17 protein-coding genes are annotated in these 17440 nt (G+C 59.9%); 7 read left to right on the forward strand and 10 right to left on the reverse strand.

Features of this window, described 5'->3' with window-relative positions; translation table 11 throughout:
- Positions 1 to 14: 14 nt before the first annotated feature.
- The 3 genes from QEH57_RS17630 to QEH57_RS17640 all read right to left on the reverse strand — a co-directional run bounded on the left by QEH57_RS17630 (position 15) and on the right by QEH57_RS17640 (position 3463).
- A complete protein-coding gene (locus QEH57_RS17630) occupies positions 15 to 1295 on the reverse strand; it encodes an amidase (RefSeq protein ID WP_309008090.1) in 1281 nt (426 codons plus the stop codon).
- A 184-nt stretch (positions 1296 to 1479) separates the two neighbouring features.
- Positions 1480 to 1617 carry a hypothetical protein gene (locus QEH57_RS17635; RefSeq protein ID WP_309008091.1) on the reverse strand — a complete coding sequence of 46 codons (138 nt, stop codon included), beginning with the start codon at positions 1615 to 1617 and terminating at the stop codon, positions 1480 to 1482.
- A gap of 58 nt (positions 1618 to 1675) precedes the next feature.
- Positions 1676 to 3463, reverse strand: a complete 1788-nt coding sequence (locus tag QEH57_RS17640) for a DEAD/DEAH box helicase (protein ID WP_309008092.1) — start codon at positions 3461 to 3463, stop codon at positions 1676 to 1678.
- Between the two features lie 206 nt (positions 3464 to 3669).
- Between QEH57_RS17640 and QEH57_RS17645 the strand changes: the two genes are divergently transcribed.
- From QEH57_RS17645 to QEH57_RS17655, 3 genes are read left to right on the forward strand one after another with little or no spacing between them, the layout of a single operon-like run.
- Positions 3670 to 4392 carry a hypothetical protein gene (locus QEH57_RS17645; RefSeq protein ID WP_309008093.1) on the forward strand — a complete coding sequence of 241 codons (723 nt, stop codon included), beginning with the start codon at positions 3670 to 3672 and terminating at the stop codon, positions 4390 to 4392.
- Between the two features lies 1 nt (position 4393).
- Complete coding sequence (locus QEH57_RS17650; RefSeq protein WP_309008094.1) at positions 4394 to 5071, forward strand: hypothetical protein; 678 nt, start codon at positions 4394 to 4396, stop codon at positions 5069 to 5071.
- Between the two features lie 51 nt (positions 5072 to 5122).
- A complete protein-coding gene (locus QEH57_RS17655; protein ID WP_309008095.1) occupies positions 5123 to 5365 on the forward strand; it encodes an RNA-binding S4 domain-containing protein in 243 nt (80 codons plus the stop codon).
- A gap of 197 nt (positions 5366 to 5562) precedes the next feature.
- Here the strand turns inward: QEH57_RS17655 and QEH57_RS17660 are convergent, their stop codons facing one another.
- Positions 5563 to 7401 carry a CAP domain-containing protein gene (locus QEH57_RS17660; protein ID WP_309008096.1) on the reverse strand — a complete coding sequence of 613 codons (1839 nt, stop codon included), beginning with the start codon at positions 7399 to 7401 and terminating at the stop codon, positions 5563 to 5565.
- 249 nt (positions 7402 to 7650) lie between these two features.
- Here QEH57_RS17660 and QEH57_RS17665 point away from each other — a divergent pair, with 249 nt between their 5' ends.
- Positions 7651 to 8865 (forward strand): MFS transporter, encoded by a 1215-nt coding sequence (locus QEH57_RS17665; RefSeq protein WP_309008097.1) that lies wholly within the window; start codon positions 7651 to 7653, stop codon positions 8863 to 8865.
- Positions 8866 to 8929: 64 nt separating this feature from the next.
- Here QEH57_RS17665 and QEH57_RS17670 read toward each other — a convergent pair whose 3' ends face one another.
- Positions 8930 to 9265: an energy transducer TonB gene (locus QEH57_RS17670; protein ID WP_309008098.1), complete on the reverse strand. Its 336-nt coding sequence runs from the start codon at positions 9263 to 9265 to the stop codon at positions 8930 to 8932.
- 285 nt (positions 9266 to 9550) lie between these two features.
- Here QEH57_RS17670 and ald point away from each other — a divergent pair, with 285 nt between their 5' ends.
- The 3 genes from ald (at position 9551) to QEH57_RS17685 (ending at position 13856) form a co-directional block, all read left to right on the forward strand.
- Complete coding sequence (ald, locus tag QEH57_RS17675) at positions 9551 to 10663, forward strand: alanine dehydrogenase (protein ID WP_309008099.1); 1113 nt, start codon at positions 9551 to 9553, stop codon at positions 10661 to 10663.
- Between the two features lie 76 nt (positions 10664 to 10739).
- A complete protein-coding gene (locus QEH57_RS17680) occupies positions 10740 to 13355 on the forward strand; it encodes a zinc-dependent metalloprotease (protein WP_309008100.1) in 2616 nt (871 codons plus the stop codon).
- A gap of 78 nt (positions 13356 to 13433) precedes the next feature.
- Positions 13434 to 13856 (forward strand): biopolymer transporter ExbD, encoded by a 423-nt coding sequence (locus tag QEH57_RS17685; RefSeq protein ID WP_309008101.1) that lies wholly within the window; start codon positions 13434 to 13436, stop codon positions 13854 to 13856.
- Between the two features lie 46 nt (positions 13857 to 13902).
- Here the strand turns inward: QEH57_RS17685 and QEH57_RS17690 are convergent, their stop codons facing one another.
- The 5 genes from QEH57_RS17690 to QEH57_RS17710 are packed head-to-tail and all read right to left on the reverse strand — an operon-like array spanning position 13903 to position 17298.
- On the reverse strand, positions 13903 to 14646 hold the full coding sequence (locus QEH57_RS17690) for a VacJ family lipoprotein (RefSeq protein WP_309008102.1): 744 nt from the start codon (positions 14644 to 14646) through the stop codon (positions 13903 to 13905).
- A 15-nt stretch (positions 14647 to 14661) separates the two neighbouring features.
- The gene (locus QEH57_RS17695; RefSeq protein WP_309008103.1) at positions 14662 to 15261 is read right to left on the reverse strand and encodes an ABC transporter substrate-binding protein; all 600 of its coding nucleotides are present in this window, start codon (positions 15259 to 15261) and stop codon (positions 14662 to 14664) included.
- A gap of 56 nt (positions 15262 to 15317) precedes the next feature.
- Positions 15318 to 15782 (reverse strand): outer membrane lipid asymmetry maintenance protein MlaD, encoded by a 465-nt coding sequence (gene mlaD, locus QEH57_RS17700; RefSeq protein WP_309008104.1) that lies wholly within the window; start codon positions 15780 to 15782, stop codon positions 15318 to 15320.
- Positions 15783 to 15802: 20 nt separating this feature from the next.
- Entirely contained in the window at positions 15803 to 16519 is a 717-nt protein-coding gene (locus QEH57_RS17705) for an ATP-binding cassette domain-containing protein (protein ID WP_309008105.1), read from the reverse strand.
- Positions 16516 to 17298, reverse strand: a complete 783-nt coding sequence (locus QEH57_RS17710; RefSeq protein WP_309008106.1) for an ABC transporter permease — start codon at positions 17296 to 17298, stop codon at positions 16516 to 16518. Before QEH57_RS17710 ends, QEH57_RS17705 begins: the two co-directional genes overlap by 4 nt.
- Between the last annotated feature and the right edge of the window lie 142 nt (positions 17299 to 17440).

Here is a 17440-nt window from a genome sequence, read left to right on the forward strand (position 1 = left end):
CATCTCCCACGCTGCTAGGAAAGCGCTTCTAGCAGTCTTAGGGGAAGGTCCGAGAATTGGTCCCGGTAGAGGATCTGCAGCCCTAGGGTTTCGCCGTTTTCGAGCGTGATGGGAACGGTGAGGACGGGACAGCGAGCGAGGCTGGCGGGTGCGGTGATGGCGAGCAGCTCGTTGCGAAACGCGTCGGTGTGTTCGGCGGCCCTGATCGCGGGGGACTGGGTGGCTGGGAGAACGATGAAGTCGTAGGCCTCGAAGCACGCGGCGAAGAATGCCTTGATGCCTTGTTCGATGCCGCTGGCTTTTTCGATTTGCGCCTCGCTCCAGTGCCGAGCCCGGTCGAAGCGTTGCCAGACCACGGGGTCGTAGCGATCGCGGTAGGCGTCGAGCCAGTCTTTTTGGACCTGGTAGGCGTCGATGCTTTGGAGAACGGCGTAGCTGAAGGGATTTTCGGCGCTGGCCTTGCGGTAGGCTTGCAGGGCGTCGTCCTGCGTTTCCGTATCCAGCTTTCGGATCGTATCCATGCTGCGGCTACGGAATTGCGGGGAAAGGTTCGGGATGGCGTCGAAGAGGTTCAGGCCTCTGGGCTTTTCTCGGGCCGCCGCTTGCAGAGGGACGAGGGCGCGGATCGCGGTTTGCATGTCCTCGGAGTTCGCGGTCATCCAGCCGGCAGTGTCGAAGTCGGGAGCGAGAGGGAAACAGCCATTGCGGGACCAGGAGTTGGGGGAGAAGCGCAGGCCGTAGAGGCCGCACCAGGCTGCGGGGACCCGAATGGAGCCCGCGGTGTCGGTGCCGGTGGCGAGCGGGGCGATGCCGCTGCGAACTGCCCAAGCCGAGCCGCTGCTCGAACCCCCGCTGAGCCGATCCGGAAAGACGGGGTGAGGGCAATCGCCGAAGCTGCGGTTTTCTCCCGAGAGCCCGTAGGCGAACTCGTTCAAGTGGGTCTTGCCGGCAAAGACGGCGCCCTCGGATCGCAGGGCTTGGGAGAGTTCCGCTTCCTCGCTGGGAGCGGGACGCACTTCAGGGAGGAAGCTGGAGGAGGCGGTGGTCGGGTAGCCGGGAAAGTCGTAGAGGTCCTTCAGCAGGTAGGGCGCGCCCGCGAGGGGCTTGTCGGCGTGGCTGCGGGCTTCTTCGAAGCTGTGGAGCAGCTCGTCCTGGGAAGGAAGGGCGGCGAAGACGCGTCGCTGCGTGTCGCGGGGGATGGTTTCGATTTGCTGGAAGTAGAAGCGGGCCGCAGCGGCGGGAGATTCGAGAACGAGCTCTTTCCACTCGCGAATGGTTTTCGTCTTAGAAGGCATCGGCTCCCCTCATCTTAGAATTGGCGGACGGAGGCAAGCGCTCGCTTGGCTTTTGGCTAAGTGGGCCGCTTCGGCGAAGCCCATAGCGCGTTTTTCGTTTAGTTAGTCGTACTGTGTGATGAGGGAAACGCGGCGTGCCCGGCGGTCCCGCCCTACCTTATGCGAATGATCAAACGAAAATGCTCTAGTCGGAGTCGTCCGCGCAGCAGCTATCGCAGGAGGCGGTAAAGCAGTCGTCGCAGAGCGGCAGGTTGCTGTTCTTTGGCAAGGGGGCTTGGCAAGCCTCGCAGCGGCGGGTGCCTTGTTTTTCTTCTGAAGTCATGGGATACAAAAAAAGCCGCTCCCGCTTTTAGGCGAGAACGGCTTTTTGAAAGAGTCGATTAGCGTTCGAAGTGGTTGCGGCGCTTTTCCACTACGCGGGACATCTGTAGTTGTTGGCCTGATACCCACGCTTTCTTGAGCATCTTGAGCACTTCCTTGGGCATGCCCTTGGGAAGGTCGACGGTGCTGTAGTCGTCGTAGATTTCGATGCGGCCGATGTACTTGGCTTCGAGTCCGGCTTCGTTGGCGATGGCGCCGACGATGTTGCCGGGCTTGACCTGGTGGTTGTGGCCAACCTCTACGCGGTAGCGCTCGATATCGGCTTCGGGAGGCGGCACGTCGGCGCGGCGTTCCGGACGTTCGGCCCGCTCGGGGCGTCCCCGTGGGGAGTCGAAGTCGCGGTCGCGGCTAGGGCGTTCGCGGCGTGGTCCACGGTCGCGGTCGAAATCCCGGTCGCCGCGGGGACCGCGAGATTCGCGCGGCTCGCGTTCGAAGGAAGCGGAACTGGAAGCGCTCGAGGGCAGAGACTTGCCGGCTTGCAGCATCTTGAGAAGAGCGGCGGCTAGGGTTTCGGCATCGGTTTCGAGGTTGGCCAAGGCGTCGGTGACGGAGGTGCGCTCGCGGTTGATCTTTCCTTCCTCGATGATTTCTCCGATTTGCTTTTCCAGCTTGGTTTGGCGGATTTGGGCGATGAGCTCGCGGGAAGGAGGCGGCATCGGCTGCATTTGCTGGCGGGTGCTGTCCTCGATGTTGCGGAGCTTGCGGAAGTCGCGGCGGGTAAGCAGGAGAATCGCTTCGCCGCTGCGTCCGGCACGTCCGGCGCGTCCGATACGGTGGATATAAGGTTCGGCGTCGTCCGGTATGTCGAAATTGAATACGTGGGAGATGCGGTCCACGTCGAGGCCGCGAGCGGCGACGTCTGTGGCGACGAGGATGTCGATCTTGCCTTCCTTGAGCAGGGAGACGGCCTTTTCGCGCTTGCCTTGGGAGATGTCGCCATGGATGGCCTCCACGGAGTGCCCGGAGGCTGCAAGCTCGTCGGCGATCTCGCTGGCGGCGGATTTCGTGCGAGTGAAGACGATGGCGGCGTCGCGTTCTTCGGTTTCGAGCAAGTTGCCGAGAACTTCGATCTTGTGGCGCATGCCGTTGCACTTGATGAAGCGCTGGCGAACGGTGGATACGGTTGCGGTGCTGGCCTTGATGGCGACCGTGACCGGCTCCTTGAGCTGCTTCTTGGCGATGGCAGCGATACGCGGCGGCATGGTGGCCGAGAAGAGGGCGGTTTGACGTTCGGCGGGCGTGTGCTCGAGGATCCACTCCACGTCTTCGATGAAGCCCATGCGCAGCATTTCGTCGGCTTCGTCCAGGATGACGTGAGAGATGCGGGAGAGGTCGAGGCTGCCGCGTCGGATGTGGTCCATGATGCGGCCTGGTGTGCCTACCACGATGGCAGGCTTGCGCTCGAGGGCCCGGAATTGGCGGGTGAAGTCGGTGCCGCCGTAGATCGCGGTCACGCCGAGCTTCTTGAGGTTGCGTCCGTAGTTGGAGATCGCCTCGGATACTTGGAGGGCGAGCTCGCGGGTCGGGGCTAGGATAATGGCCTTGGGGCCTTCGTCCTTAGCGTCGAGCATGGAAAGCAGCGGAAGGGCGAAGGCAGCGGTCTTGCCGGTGCCTGTCTGCGCTTGGCCGATGAGGTCGCGTCCGGAGAGGACGACGGGTATGGCCTTCGCCTGGATAGGCGATGGAGATTCGTAACCGATTTCGACGAGGGCGTCTTGTACCGGTTGGCTTAGAGATAGATCCGCAAAGCGGACAGAGTTTTTCTGTTCGATTTCTTGTTCAGACATGGTCTGCATTTGGCTAATTGACCGAAACGGCAAACGCGTCGTGCGTTGCCCAAAACGATCTGATTATAAGCCGGCAGCCTTAAATTGTCCCAACAAGTAGCCCCAGCTCACGATATGAAGCTAGCGGGTGATGACAGCCGAAACGGAAACCGCAAGGTTTATTTTTAGGTTGGCTTGTGGCGAACGATGGGCCTTTTGGTTCGGCGATGAGCTTTGACTACGAGGAATTGGACTACCAGCCGACTGAATTGGGCGACTTGATGCTGCGGCGGCGTCGCCTGCCGCAATTGGGCGATCTGGATATTTTCGAAGTGAAGCTTGGCGAATATTTTCTGATGTCTTCCCTGTATCACGAAGCGGAGTGGCAGCTTTCCAAGCTGGGGCTGGCCGCGACCGAAGGGGAGGACTTGGATGTCGTAGTGGGCGGACTCGGACTGGGTTATACGGCGGTTTCGGCCCTGGAGGACAAGCGCTTGAAGTCCCTGGTGGTGGTCGACTACCTGAAGCCTGTTATAGAATGGCACCAGAAGGGCTTGGTGCCGATGGGCGAGATCCTGAACTTGGACGAGCGTTGCCGCTTGGTCCATGGCGACTTCTTTGGATTGTCGCGGGATGTGACGAAGAGCTTCGATCCGTTGTATCCAGAAAAGAAGCACGACGCCATACTGCTGGACATCGACCATACGCCGACCAACGTGCTGCACCAGACCAATACGCGCTTCTATACGGAGGAAGGCTTGCGCGAGATGGCGACCCGCCTGAAGCCGCGCGGCGTTTTTGCGCTCTGGGCGGATGGCGAGCCGGAGGGCGACTTCACCGCACACCTCGGGAAGGTTTTCGGCGAGGTGGAAGCGCATAAGGTGGTTTTTGCGAATCCCGTGACCAATGGGGAATCTTGCGGGGCGGTTTACGTCGCCAAGCTCGTTTAGCATGAAAGGCTTGCTGAATCTTTGCGTGCGGGGCGTGCGAGCGAACCTCGTTCCCGGTCTGGTCCTGCAGGCGATCGCCTGCGTGGTGGTGGGAGTCTATTACCTGTTGCCCGAGGCCCGCGGAGCGTACGACTGGATCGGGGAAGTGAAGGTGGAGTACGGGTACTGGTACTCGGCGATCACTACGGGAGTCTTTGGCGGGCTGGTGCCGTTTCTCTACCTGGCTGCGGTGGGAAAGGTGGAGCGATCGGACTTCTGGGCGGTGGGACTGTTCTTTCTGGGAGCTTGGAGCTGGAAGGGTCTCGAGATCGATTTCCTGTATCGCATGCAGGCCTTGATGTTCGGGAGCGGCAACGAGACCGGAACGGTTTTGAAGAAGGTGCTTTTCGACCAGTTCGCCTTTTGTCCGATTTGGTCGGCCCCAGCCACGGCGTTGCTGTATCGCTGGAAGGATTGCGGCTTTTCGTGGCGGCGTTTCAAGCGCGAGCTGGATCGGGACTTTTTCTTTATGGAGATTCCGGCGGTGCTGGTATCGATCTGGGTGGTTTGGATTCCGGGCACGGCCTTCATTTATTCGATGCCGAGCGCCTTGCAGCTGCCGCTGTTTCAGTTGGTGCTTTGTTTCTTCGTGCTGCTCGTGAGCGTGATCGGGAAGAAGCGCGTGGAGCAGGCCGCCTAGTTGGGCGAAGATTTTAGTTGTTGGAATGGGCTCCGCTCGTAGCTTGGGCCCATGTCTGAAGAGTCAATCAACGAGCGGCGCGAAGTCGCTCTCCGGGGAGAGTTCGTGGAGCTGAACAAGCTGTTGAAGTTCGAGAACGTGGTGATGAGCGGCGGCGAAGCGAAGCAGCTGATCAGCTCCGGGCTGGTGCGGGTAGACGGCGAGGTTGAAGAGCGCGTCCGGCGGAAGTTGGTCGCTGGCAATCGCGTGCAGGTCGCCGATTTGGAAATCCAAGTAGTCGCGAAGCCGCAGTGAGTTTCCAGCCTCCAGGTTATTGTCCGAACTGCGGCGAGTACGTGGACAAGGGCGCCGTTGCCTGCGATAGCTGCGGCAGTTGCTCCGAGACGGGCTGGAACGAGGACTCGTTGTACGACGGACTCGAGCTTCCGGAGGAGGAGTCGCTTGGCCCCAGACGCGAGAATCGCGTTCTCGGGACGATCGTCACTCTCGGGCTACTGGCTTTGCTCGTATATGTATTCGTTTTGCGGTGACGAGTCTTGCATGGCCATGATCCGCACGAAGTAAGGCGAGGCCCCGCGAGCGACATCGATCTGGTATTCGTCCTGTCCTAGGTCTGTCACTACGGATTCGATGGCCATCCAGTCCTGGCTCGCCAGGGTGCTCGAGGATTGGGCCACTAGATCATTCACTGAACCCGTGTAGCGAACGCGCATGCGAAGCGTATCCGTGCCGATGAGGTCGACGCCAAGCATTTCGACCGTGTCGAGCTCTTCGGCAACCACGGCGAAATAGTCGATTTTTACGCTTTCGCCAGCCGTGACTGCGAAGGCGATGGTTTGGGTCGCGTAACCTGTTTTGCTGAAGGTTACGCTGTAGGCTCCATCGCCGGGCAGGGGAAGGGCGTAGGCTCCCTCGCTGGAACTGTCGGTGTAGAACAGGGCTCCATCGACCTCGACGCGAACGTCGCCGAGTCCCTCGTCGATATCGTAGAAGCTGTCGGAGTCGGCGTCGAGGATGGTCACGCCGACGAGGAAGGGAGAGTCGAAGCCGCTGCGGACTCCCATATTTTGGGTGACGAGCATGGGGCCCACGCCCTCGTTGGTTCCGTGAATGATCCCGACGCCGATTTCGCGGTGGTCCGGTTCGTGGATGTTGTTGCGGTGTCCCGGAGGGTCCTGCATTCCGCCCACGCTTTGGCGGGTGCTACCGCTGGTGCCCCAATCGATGTTGAAGCCGGCGTGCATGTGCTCGTAGGACTTCGCGAAGGCGTAGACGTTTTCGCCGACCGAGCCGACGAAGCCGTTTTTCGTCGCTCGCTGGCCCGGGCCGTCCTCTGGAGAATAGGGGTCCGGGGGCGAGGAGGAGGATTCGTGACCTTGGAATGCGTTGTCGAGCATGTCGAAGCTGTGCAGGCGCGTGGCAGCGGTCAGGCGGCGGTTGATGGCGAGCGGCCGGGTGGTTCGCTGCAAAGTCGCGAATTGCTGCTCCATCAAGTCCAGGTCGACGCCGAAGGATTGAATGGCGCTCAAGACGAATGAATCCGTGCTGTTTCGCAGTCGGGTGGCTTCGGCTACGGCGTCCGCTCGGGCTCGGTTGATCATCTCGACGATCAGAATTTCGTCGGCCGCGGGATCGCCAACTTCCAGGTAGGGTTCGGTCGCCAGCTCGGTTCCGACCTGTATGTTGTCGATGACCCAGCCGTATTGGGATTGGGTGAAGGCTGACCCGCCCGTGAAATCGTAGAAGAAGCGGATGGTTACGGTTTGTCCCACGAAGGCGGCTAGGTCCAGGGTGACGAGCTCGAAGCCACCTTGGGTCGGGGCCGATCCGGTGCTGTTGCCCGCGAGCGACCAAATTTCGGTGGGCGTGCCGTTGGCCACGATCTGCACCCGTGCTACTTGGCTGGGGGTCGCGTAGCCGAGCTGGCTTTGGAAGAAGAGCTTGGTGCCGCTTTGCACGGTGATGGTCGGCGAGAGGCTTACGGAAATGTCGTTGAAACCGACGTTGGCGAGGCGAAACGCGAAATCGCCTTGGGCCACCGTTTCGGACTGCAGCAAGTCGTAGGGATTGCTCTGGCTTTGCTGGATGACGATTTCGTCGGTCGATTCCGCCTTTTCGATCCAGGTCGTGACGGGGCCGCTGGTGGCCGAAAGCCGGTAAAGAGGCTCGGGTTGCCAAGGCTCTGGCATGTCGGGCCCGTAGTATTCGGGGTCGTAGTGAGGCAGCCCGGGAGCCGGAATCGCCGGTGGTATTTCCTGCTCAGCGTTCGCTTGCCGAGCGGCGAGGAGAGTGGTGGCGAGGAGAAGGGACGCGGTGAGCAAACGATTCATGGGCGGAATAGGGTTAGACACGTCAAAAATCGGGCCAGCTTTAGCGCTCGTTAAGTGCCTTTGACGCGCGGAGCTGCGGTGACGGTTGATGGGCGAGCGGCTTCGGGGCGCGTGTGGGCGGATGCTGCGGCGCCGCGACGGATAGAACTTAGCTTTTTTGGAAGCGTTTACAACGATCAAACGAAGCCGCTGGCGAAGGGCGGCGAGAATTAGCTTTTTCGCGCCTCTGCTTTCGGTAGGGTGGCTCGAATGTTGGCTGACGAGCAAAAGACGAAACAAACGTTCCGCTGGGATTGCGTACGGGGAGGCTTGTCGGGAATTGTGGAGACCGGCTATGGCGGCTTCGCCTTGATCGTGGCGATCGGGGTTTTCCAGGCGCCGGATACGGTGAAAGGCATCATCGCGGCGGCGGGACCGCTGGGCTTGCTGTGCAATCCGGTGAGCTTGAGCCTCTTTTCCCGGATGGGGTACACCGCCAGCCAACTGACGGCTTGGATTTCCTATGCGGCAGGGCTTTCGCTGTTGCTCGCCAGCTTTGCCGACACGCTTCTCGGATTCCTGATTCCAGCTTGTTTCGCCTTTGCCTTGGCCGCTCAGTCCATGCCCTTGCTGGTGCAGATCTGGACCTACAACTACCCGTCTAACAAGCGCGGCGCCTACCTGTCGATCAGCATGATGGTGAACGTGGCGGCCGCCTTCGGCTTCAGTGTAGTGGGAGGCTGGATACTGGACGACGATATTCATTTCTATCGCTGGGTCTTCGTGGTGATAGCCCTTGCCTACCTTTTGACCGGCGTAGCCGTTTCGCGGATACCGTCGAGCTGCGTACAGAAAGGGGCGGCCCAAAATCCGTTGCGCAATTTGGGGTACGCGGTGGAGGACAAGAAGTTCGGGGTGCTGCTGATCAGTTGGATGTTTCTCGGATTCGGGAACCTGATGGTGCTGCCGCTGCGGGTGGAGTACCTGCTGCAGCCCGAGTACGGCATCGTGGCGAGCAAGCTGACGGTGATGATGGTCACGATCGGGATCCCTGCTGCCTTCCGCTTTTTGACCTCTCGCGTGTGGGGCTACCTGTTCGACCATTTGGACTTCATGCTCCTGCGCATCGTCCTGAATGCGATGATCATGCTATCGATCATCCTGTTTCTGACCACGTCGAACATGTGGGTGATCTACAGTTCCGCGGCCGTGCTGGGTACCGCGATGGCGGGGGCGAACATTTCCTGGAGCCTTTGGGTGACCAAGTTCGCGAAACCCGAGCGAGCCTCTTCGTACATGAGCGTGCACACCTTTACCACGGGGATTCGAGGCATTTTGGCTCCCTTCCTAGGCTTCTACCTGATCTCCGGTATGGGCGCGACGAATACGGCGATCATTGGCTCGTCCTTGGTGCTGGTTTCGATCCTGATCGTGTCGACGATGTACGTGAGCTTGCGTCGCAGCGGTCGGCCCGTGCAGGCCTAGGGACGCAAAAAAGCGCCTCCCTTCGGGAAGGCGCTGGAAAGTGATTGCTCGAGCGAGCGTTGGCTTAGCTCTTGAACTTGAAGGGGACGTTGATCTTGCAGGAGATCGCGGAACCGCCCTTTTTGGCTGGGTTGAAGCGCCATTGCTTAACGGCGTCGAGGACCTCGGAGTCGAGGGCTGCGTCGGTCGACTTGCTGATTTCGGCGCCCACGACGAATCCCTTTTCATCGATGTTGATGGTGGCCATTACCATGCCCTCTAGCTTCTTCGGGTTGTTAGGGGCTACGCTCTTCTTGACGGATGGCTGCTCGTCCCAATCGTTGGCGTTGAGAGCTGGGAGCAGGGTGAAGGCTAGCGCGGCAAGCAAGAAGGCGTTTATCGCAGTCTTAAATTTCTTCATGGTAGTTGATTTGCTGTTAATTTTGGGATGATGGGATTTTTCGAAGACCAGGTGTGAGCCCGGCGATGGGATAAAAAAACGGCCGCTTTTACGGTTTCCGTAGCGAAAACGTCTCAAATCCATCGAAATAATGAGGAATACCCCTCGTTTTTTCCAAAAATCATTCATTCACCCCAGGCTATGGGTAGCGGCCTCTATCACCCTTATGCGCAAGGCTCTCTAAGCACGTACATCTAGCTCCGAACCCTAACTTGCGAATCCGGAAACTCAGGCCTAGTTTGGGGGATGCTTATCGGCGTCGTTAGAGAGAGGAAGACTGAGGAAAACCGGGTGGCCCTGACGCCCGCTGGCGTGGAAGCGCTGGTCGCGGCGGGGCATCGGGTACTGGTGGAGGAGGCGGCTGGCGAAGCGAGCGGTTTCAGCGGCACCGACTACGAAGCAGCGGGGGCCCAAGTGCTCGACGGCGCGAAGGTTTGGGCCGAGAGCGAGCTGCTCACCAAGGTGAAGGAGCCGGTGCCGGAAGAGTACGGGTCGATGCGGCGAGGCCAAATTGTCTTCGCCTATTTCCATTTCGCCGCTTCCCAGGAACTGACCGAGGCGGTGCGGGATTCCGGATGCGTCGCCATCGCCTACGAGACCATCCAGGAACGCGATGGAAGCTTGCCGCTGTTGACGCCGATGAGCGAGGTGGCGGGCCGGATGGCGATCCAGCAGGCGGCGAAGTACCTCGAGCGGGAGCATGGCGGACGGGGCGTGCTGCTTGGCGGCGTGCCAGGGGTGGCTCCTGCCGACGTGGTGGTGATCGGGGCCGGAGTGGTCGGTACCAATGCGGCGAAGATGGCCGCAGGCTTGGGGGCTCGGGTTTCCATATTGGACGTGAACCTGCAGAAGCTGCGCTACTTGTCGGACGTGCTGCCGCCCAACGTGGTTACCTTGATGTCGAACCCGGTAACCATTCGCGAAGCCTTGCGGGAGGCGGACGTGGTGGTTTCGAGCGTTTTGATCCCGGGGGCGAAGTCTCCCAAGCTCGTGAAGCGGGAGCACTTGGCCTTGATGAAGAAGGGAGCGGTGATCGTGGACGTGGCTATCGACCAAGGCGGTTCGACCGAGACCTCTCGCCCGACCAACCACGTCAACCCGATCTACGAGGTGGACGGGATCGTGCACTATTGCGTGACCAACATGCCGGGGGCCATGCCGATGACCTCGACCTTGGCCCTGACGAACGCGACCTTGCCGTTCATGCTGCAGATTGCGGGCAAGGGCTGGCGCCAGGCCTGTCGGCGTTCCCCTGCCATTGCCAAGGGGGTAAACGTGGCGGAGGGGCGCATCGTCTACGCACCGGTGGCGGAAGCGTTCGGTCTGGAGTACCAGAAACTGGATACGCTGCTCCCTTAGAAGTGGGAGGCTGCAAGTCGCTGCTTTTGCGGATTTTGGGCGTGAGTATTCCCTGCCGGATGCAAGGATGGGCGCGATGAAGATTCTCAGGGCGTTCGTGTTGTCCGCGGCAGCGGTGTTTTTCCTGGCCTGTTCGGCTCAATCGGCAAGGGAGAAGACGGCGCCGCCGCTCAAGGTCGCGGACAAGACTCGGGTCGCCATACCGAAGTCTGGGCTGGGGAAGGAGTACATGTTTTCGACCTCCCTGATTCCGCAATCGATCGCGGCCACGAGCAAGGGCATGCTGGGGCGGGTGGTCTTCTTCGAGCTTTTCGAGGACGGGCTGGACATGTACGAGACGACGCAGGGGCAAGTGGTGACGGAGGACCTCCCGGCGCGGCGCCTGTTGGCGACGTTTCCGGTGGTGGATCAATCCGGCGGCGATATCGTGATCGACTTCAACGCGGGGATGCGTCGCTTGGCCTACGGGAATTGGTACAGCATGGACGCCTTGTACGATGCCCGGCTTTTCGAGCGCAGCGCGGAATTGCCGCAAGCCAGAGTGTTCGAGGTGGTATCGGAAAAAGGGATACTCGTCATCCGTCAAGCGGTGCAGGCGAGAAGCCGCGTCAACGATCCTGACTTGGAAACCCGGTACGAGATCCGCTATTTTTTCGAGCCCTACCAGAGCAGCGATTTCGAGGCCAAGGAGCTGAGCGAAGAGGAGCACCGTTACCTGCGGTTCTTCGAGACGGCCAATTTGCTGGAGCTCGAGACGGGGCGGATGTCCCGCAAGCTGAGCCGTTTCGACGCGAGCGAGCCGATCGTATTTCACTACAGCGCCAATACGCCGGAGCACTTGCAGGAGGCAGTCAGGGAAGGGATTCTCTATTGGAACAAGGCTTTCGGCAAGGAGGTGGTGGAAGCCCGCAGGGCGCCGGAGGGCGTGACCGCTCCGGACCCTAGCCTGAACATCATCCAATGGGTGCCTTGGGATTTGGCCGGATTCGCCTACGCGGACGCCTTGGTGGATCCGCTCACCGGGCAGATGCTGCGAGGGCAGGCTTACTTGACCAGCGCCTTTGACTTTCGCGGTACCGATCGGGCTCGTCGCTTGCTCAGGTCCCTGCGCTCGCTCGTGGACGATGCGGAGGAGGAAGGCGAAGACAAAGGCGAGGAGGAAGGGCGCTACGGCCTGCACCTCGGGCATGCCGGCTGTCGCCTCGATCCTATCGCCTACGCCAAGAAGCTGGCGGACGGGCTCGAGGAAATCCTGTCCGATCCGGAGCTTTCGGACGCGGCGGTTGAAAAGATCGCGGAGGCGTACGTGCGCGACGTGACTGCGCACGAGGTAGGGCACGTGCTCGGCTTGCGGCATAACTTCGCGGCTAGTCTGGACGCGAGCATTTCGCCCAAGGAGTTGCGCCAGTTTATGCAGGACTTTATCGGCGGCGAGGACCTCTCCCAGTACGAGGACATGAGAACGACTACTTCCGTGATGGAATACTCCATCTTTACCGGCTCGGTGTTCAGCGGCTGGAAGATCCAGCAGAGCGAGAAGGCGCTGGCCTACGACGAAGCCGCCATTCGTTTCGTTTACCTGGACGACAAGGGCATCAAGGATAAGAAGCTTCGCTTCGGTTCGGAAGAGGAGACCAAGGTGTACGCGGATGTCCTGAAAGGCGACTTCGGCTTGGATCCGATCGAGTCCAACTATCGTGAGCTTTCCGCGGCCGCCCGTTACTTGCCCAACGCGGTGATCGAGCGCTTCATCTCGGCTCGGGCTCCTATGGATCCGCGGGATCGCAAATCGCTGGAGGCGGTGGAATTGAATGTTGGCAGCTTCGCTCGACGCTTTTCCGAACCGGTCGAACGCATGCTAAAATGGTTCAACAAGGCGACCCGTTCCCTTGTGTTGGAGGGCGCCTTCGAATACGTCGGCGACATCAACGAGGAGGAGCGCTGGATGGCGCATTGGGAACGTCTGGAGAAGAGCCTGGAAGAGCTGGGTGGCGTGGACCAAGTGCTTTTCGCCCACCTGCCGGCTCGCATTAGCTTGAGGTCGAAGGACAAGCTCGAACGCGTGGAGAAGGCGCCAAAGCTCGATGCGGAGAAGCTCAAGGAGTCTCTCGTGGAGCTTTTGGATACGGATGCCTATGCGACCTTTATCGGACTCGACGGAGAATCCTACGCTTGGACCGAAGAGGAAAAGAAGGTCATCGTGGAGCGCAGTTCCACCTTGTTCGAGAAGCTGGAGGAGGCGGTATTGCTGCAAACGCTGAAGCTGTACGAAAACGCGCCGCGGGATCTGGGCCTGGCCGCCACGGGCAATCTTTCCGACGAGGATTCGGTGGCGACGCTCGAGAAGCGGATCATCGCCCTCGCGAAGTACGTTATCCTCAAGCGCGAGAAGCATTCCCGGATCAAGGGCAAGGTGGACAAGGCTTATGTGGAAGTTCCGGATTTTGAATACGCCTACGAGACGCGTCTTGCGGCGGCGAAAGCCTTGAATGACAAGACCGGTTCCTTCGAGGCCTGGTCCAAGGAAGCCAAGCAATCCCTGCATGCGGACCTGAAGGCGGCGGTGGAAGGCTCGCTCAATATCGGGCTCTTCAAGAACTTCGACGACAAGATGCTCTCTCGCTCCTTGAGGGAATGGTACCTGCAGCAGCAAAACATCCTTAAGCTGCTGCCGCCCGACCCCAAGCAGTAGCCCTAGGCGCTGAGTCTCCACTCGCGAAAAAGGTGGAGCTCGATTTGACTTCGCCCTAAAGTCCTACAAATGTAGGACATGAGAGAGAAGTCATTGAAAGGGGAGGACGAAGCGGCGGACATCAACATTTCGCCCTTGATCGACATGGTGTTCATCTTGCTGATCTTCTTCATCGTTACCACGGTCTTCGTGGACGAGAGCGGCCTAGGAATCGAAAGGCCGATCCCGTCGCCCGAGATCCCGGACCCGGAGACGGAGCCTTTCGTGTTGCGGGTATCGCGCGGTGGAGCGGTTTATCTGGGGGAGAAGGAAATCGGGATGGACGGGGTGCGCTACGCGGTGGCCAACGCCCGGAACGCCGGCGCCCTCGAGCCGGTAACCATCGAGGCCCACCCGGAAACGAAGGTTGGTTTCGTCGCCGAAATCCTGGGAATCTGTTCGCAGATGGAGGTGAAAAAGGTGGTGACGAAGACCACGGACGAAAAATCCGCCACCCCTTGAAACAGGGATGGCGGATCGGAAAAGGTTTTCGCTTTTGTCGTAGCGCTTACTTGGATACGTCGCGAGCGCGGCGCTGGGCGTAGGCGTCGCGGACGGATGAATACGGATCGATGGACGAACGTCGCATAGAGTCGTAGAGTTCCATGAGGGCTGGCATCTTGTTGGTGATTTCCAGCACCCGCAGGGAGAGGCGCAGGGTATCGTCGTCAACTTGGCTCCAGGGCGTCTTGAGCGGCTCTACGGCGTCGTCGGCGTAGTCGCCCACGACGTCGCGCAAGCTGGTCGGTCCCATGAAGGGAATGACGAGGTAGAAGCCGTGGCCCATGCCCCAGCGTCCGAAGGCTTGTCCGATGTCTTCGTTGGTGGTCTGCAGGTTCTCGTAGTTGTCGCTGGGGCGAAGCACGCCGCCGAGGCCGACGGTGGTGTTGAGAACGAACTTTCCGGTTTCCTTGGAGGCTTGGCCGAAGCGGCCTTGCAGGACATTGGAGACGAAGCGCGAGGGGAACTTGATGTTGACGAAGGCGTTGCTGATGCCGCGTTCCACGCGGTCCGGCATGATCTTGGCGTAGGTCCGGGCGAGCGGCTTAGCCAATTTCTTGTAGACGTCGTCGTTGAAGTGGAAGATCGCCCGGTTGAGAGGCTCGAGGGGATCGTTGATGGAGACGGTGGACTGCTCCTCGAAATCGTCGGCGAAGAGTTCGTCGAGATCGATTCCATCGTCCTGTGCGATCGCGAGGGAGCCGAGGGCGGTCGCGAGGGTGAGCGCGCTAGCGAAGCGTTGGAACTTCATAGGTCAGGTAGCGTGTTAGCTCTCCAGTTTGCGCTGAAGAACCTCGAGCAGGTCGGCAGCTGACTTCGTTTGGAAGTGTTCGTCGAACTGCTTGCGGTAGTTCGATACCATGCTGACGCCCTCGATGAGCACGTCGTAGACTTGCCAGCCGCGACCTTTCACGTTGGCCAGCCGGTAGCTGACGGATACGAAATTGCTCTTGTAGCGAACGCTGGTCACGATCTCGATCTTGTTGGAGCCGAGGTCCTCGGTCCTTACGATGGCGATATTCGGCTTGGGTCCGTTCTGCAGCTCCTTGGTGTAGGCGCGGATGAGCAGGTCCGAGATGAGGTTGGTGATCTCGGTTTGCTGCTTGTCGGAGAGCGCGTTCCAGTTTCTGCCTAGGGCGCGACGAATGATGATATCGAAGGAAAAGCGCTCGTTGAGGAGCGTCAGGATTTTTGTGCGTTTCGCTTCCGCGGGGATCGCTTGGTCGTCGGCGTGCAAGATATCGAGCACTTCGGCGATGGTCTCTTCGAGCATCCTTTCCGGCCGCGCCTCGGCGTGGAGGTGGGGAAGGCTGACGCTGGAGATGAAGAGTACAGCGAGGGAGCTGAGGAGGGTTTTAAGGTTCATCGTAGTTTGTAGTTTGTGTGGGAACGGTTGCCGTTCCCTCTTGACTGTAAGTAATTCTATTTCTCTTCGGTTACGGAACCGAAGGCGAAGCGACTGATGAGTCCTTCGATGTCGATGGCCGGTTCCGTGTCCACGATCGGGCCGGAGAGCTCCATGCTGATGCCTTCGATCTCGGTGCCGGGGTAGATGGAGATGTACTTGTCGCCGATCAGCCCGTTGGTCTTGATGGCGGCGGTGGCGTCGTCCCAGAGCTGGATGTCCTTGTCGATGAGGAGGGTGACCTCCGCCTTCAAGGTTTCGGCATTCAGGGTGATGGGGCCGACGGTGCCGATCTTGACGCCGGCGATGGTGATGTTGCTGCCGGAGCTCAGGCCGCCGATGTTGGAGAAGATCGCGGTTACGTTCTGGCTGTCGTTTCCGAAAAAGCGTCCGCCTCCGATTTGGATCGCCATGTAGACGATGGCGCTGATGCCTACGAGGACGAAGAGGCCAACTGAAAAGTCGATTTTCTTGCTGTTCATATTGCTAAAGGGAGTGAGGCTTAGACGGATGTAAGCTGTGGGTTGAGAAAGGGTTTCAGGTCTTCGGGCGGGTTGGCGAGCAGGTCTTCGGGGGAGCCCCAGTACTTGATCTGGCCAGCGTCGAGCCAGGCGATCTTGTCGGAGATTTCGAATACTTCCGGCACGTCGTGGCTGACCATGATGACGGTGAAGCCGAAACGCTTGCGGTAGCTGCGGATCATGTCGAAGACGCTGTACTTGCGCTGCGGGTCGAGTCCGGTGGTGGGTTCGTCGAAGAGGATGATTTCGGGATTGGTGATCAGGGCCCGGGCGAGGGCGACCCGCTTCTTCATGCCGCCGGAAATTTCGGCAGGATACTTTTTGCGGGCTGCGGTCAAGTCGAGCTGTCCAAGCAAATCGGATACGCGCTCTTCGATCTCCGCCTTCTTGGCCTTGCCCTTTTCGCGCAGCGGCAGGGCCACGTTTTCCTCGACCGTCATGGAGTCGAAGAGGGCGTTTTGCTGGAACATGTAGCTGCAAGGCGGAGCGCCCTTGGAGTCGCCGGAGCTGATGCTGCCGGCGTCGGGAGGAAGCAGCCCTGAAATGCACTTCAGCAGGACGGACTTTCCGGTGCCGCTCTTGCCGATTACGGTGGTGTGGCTGCCTAGCGGGATGTCCAGGTCGATGCCGCCCAGCACTACCTGTTCGCCAAAGGCCTTTTTGATGCCGCGGAGTCTTAGGGTGGTCGCTTCGCTCATTTCGCCATTTGGAAGGAGGTTATGAGGTAGTCGAACACCAGGATGGCGATGCTCGAGTAGACGACGGCGCGGGTGGTGGTCTGGGATACGCCGCGGGCTCCGGGGATGTCGGCCTTGCGGTGCGTGAAGTAGCCTTGGAAGGAGCAGATCAGGGTGGTGACCACTCCGAAGACGAGGGCCTTGACCAGACCGTTGAAGATGTTCTGCAGGCTGACGGCGTCGTAGATGCGGTTCCAGTAGGCGCCCGGATCGACTCCCAGCAGCTCGACCCCGGTCAGGTAGCCGCCGTAGATGCCGATGAGGTCGAAGAAGGTGGTCAGGATGGGGAAGGCCACGATGGCGGCCCAGAGCCGGGGGGAGACGAGGAAGCCGATGGGGTTGATCTGCATGGTGTGCAGGGCGTCGATCTGCTCGGCGTTTCGCTGGATGCCGATTTCGGCCGAGAGGGCGCTGCCTGCCTGGCCGACGATCATGATCGCGGTGAAGACGGGACCGATCTCCAATATGATGGAAAGTGCGACCGCTTGCCCGAGCAGGCTCTCCGAGCTGAACTTGGTGAGCACGTAGTAGAGCTGCAGGCCGAGGACCAGTCCGGTGAAGAGGCCGACGATCAAGGTGATTGGCACGCAGCGGACTCCGATTTCGAAAAGGGAGCGGGTGAGCTTCTCGAGGATGTGCCGTTGTCCCGGCAGGGCGACGCTCGCCTTCGCGGAGAAACTTGCCAGTTCTCCCAGTTCGCTCACCAAGCGTATGCTCTGCCTTCCAATTTTGCTGATCATCTGATGTTCGCGATTCCGTCTTGTACGTTTGGCATGCCTCTTCGATTCGGTAAATTCGCTGAGGAGGCAACAAAAGGATTCCTCATGGACTGTCACCCACAAAGTTTGTGCAGAAAAGGTTACTTAAAAAATAGGCGCCGCT

This window comes from Pelagicoccus sp. SDUM812005 (genome assembly GCF_031127875.1).
GTDB lineage: Bacteria > Verrucomicrobiota > Verrucomicrobiia > Opitutales > Opitutaceae > Pelagicoccus.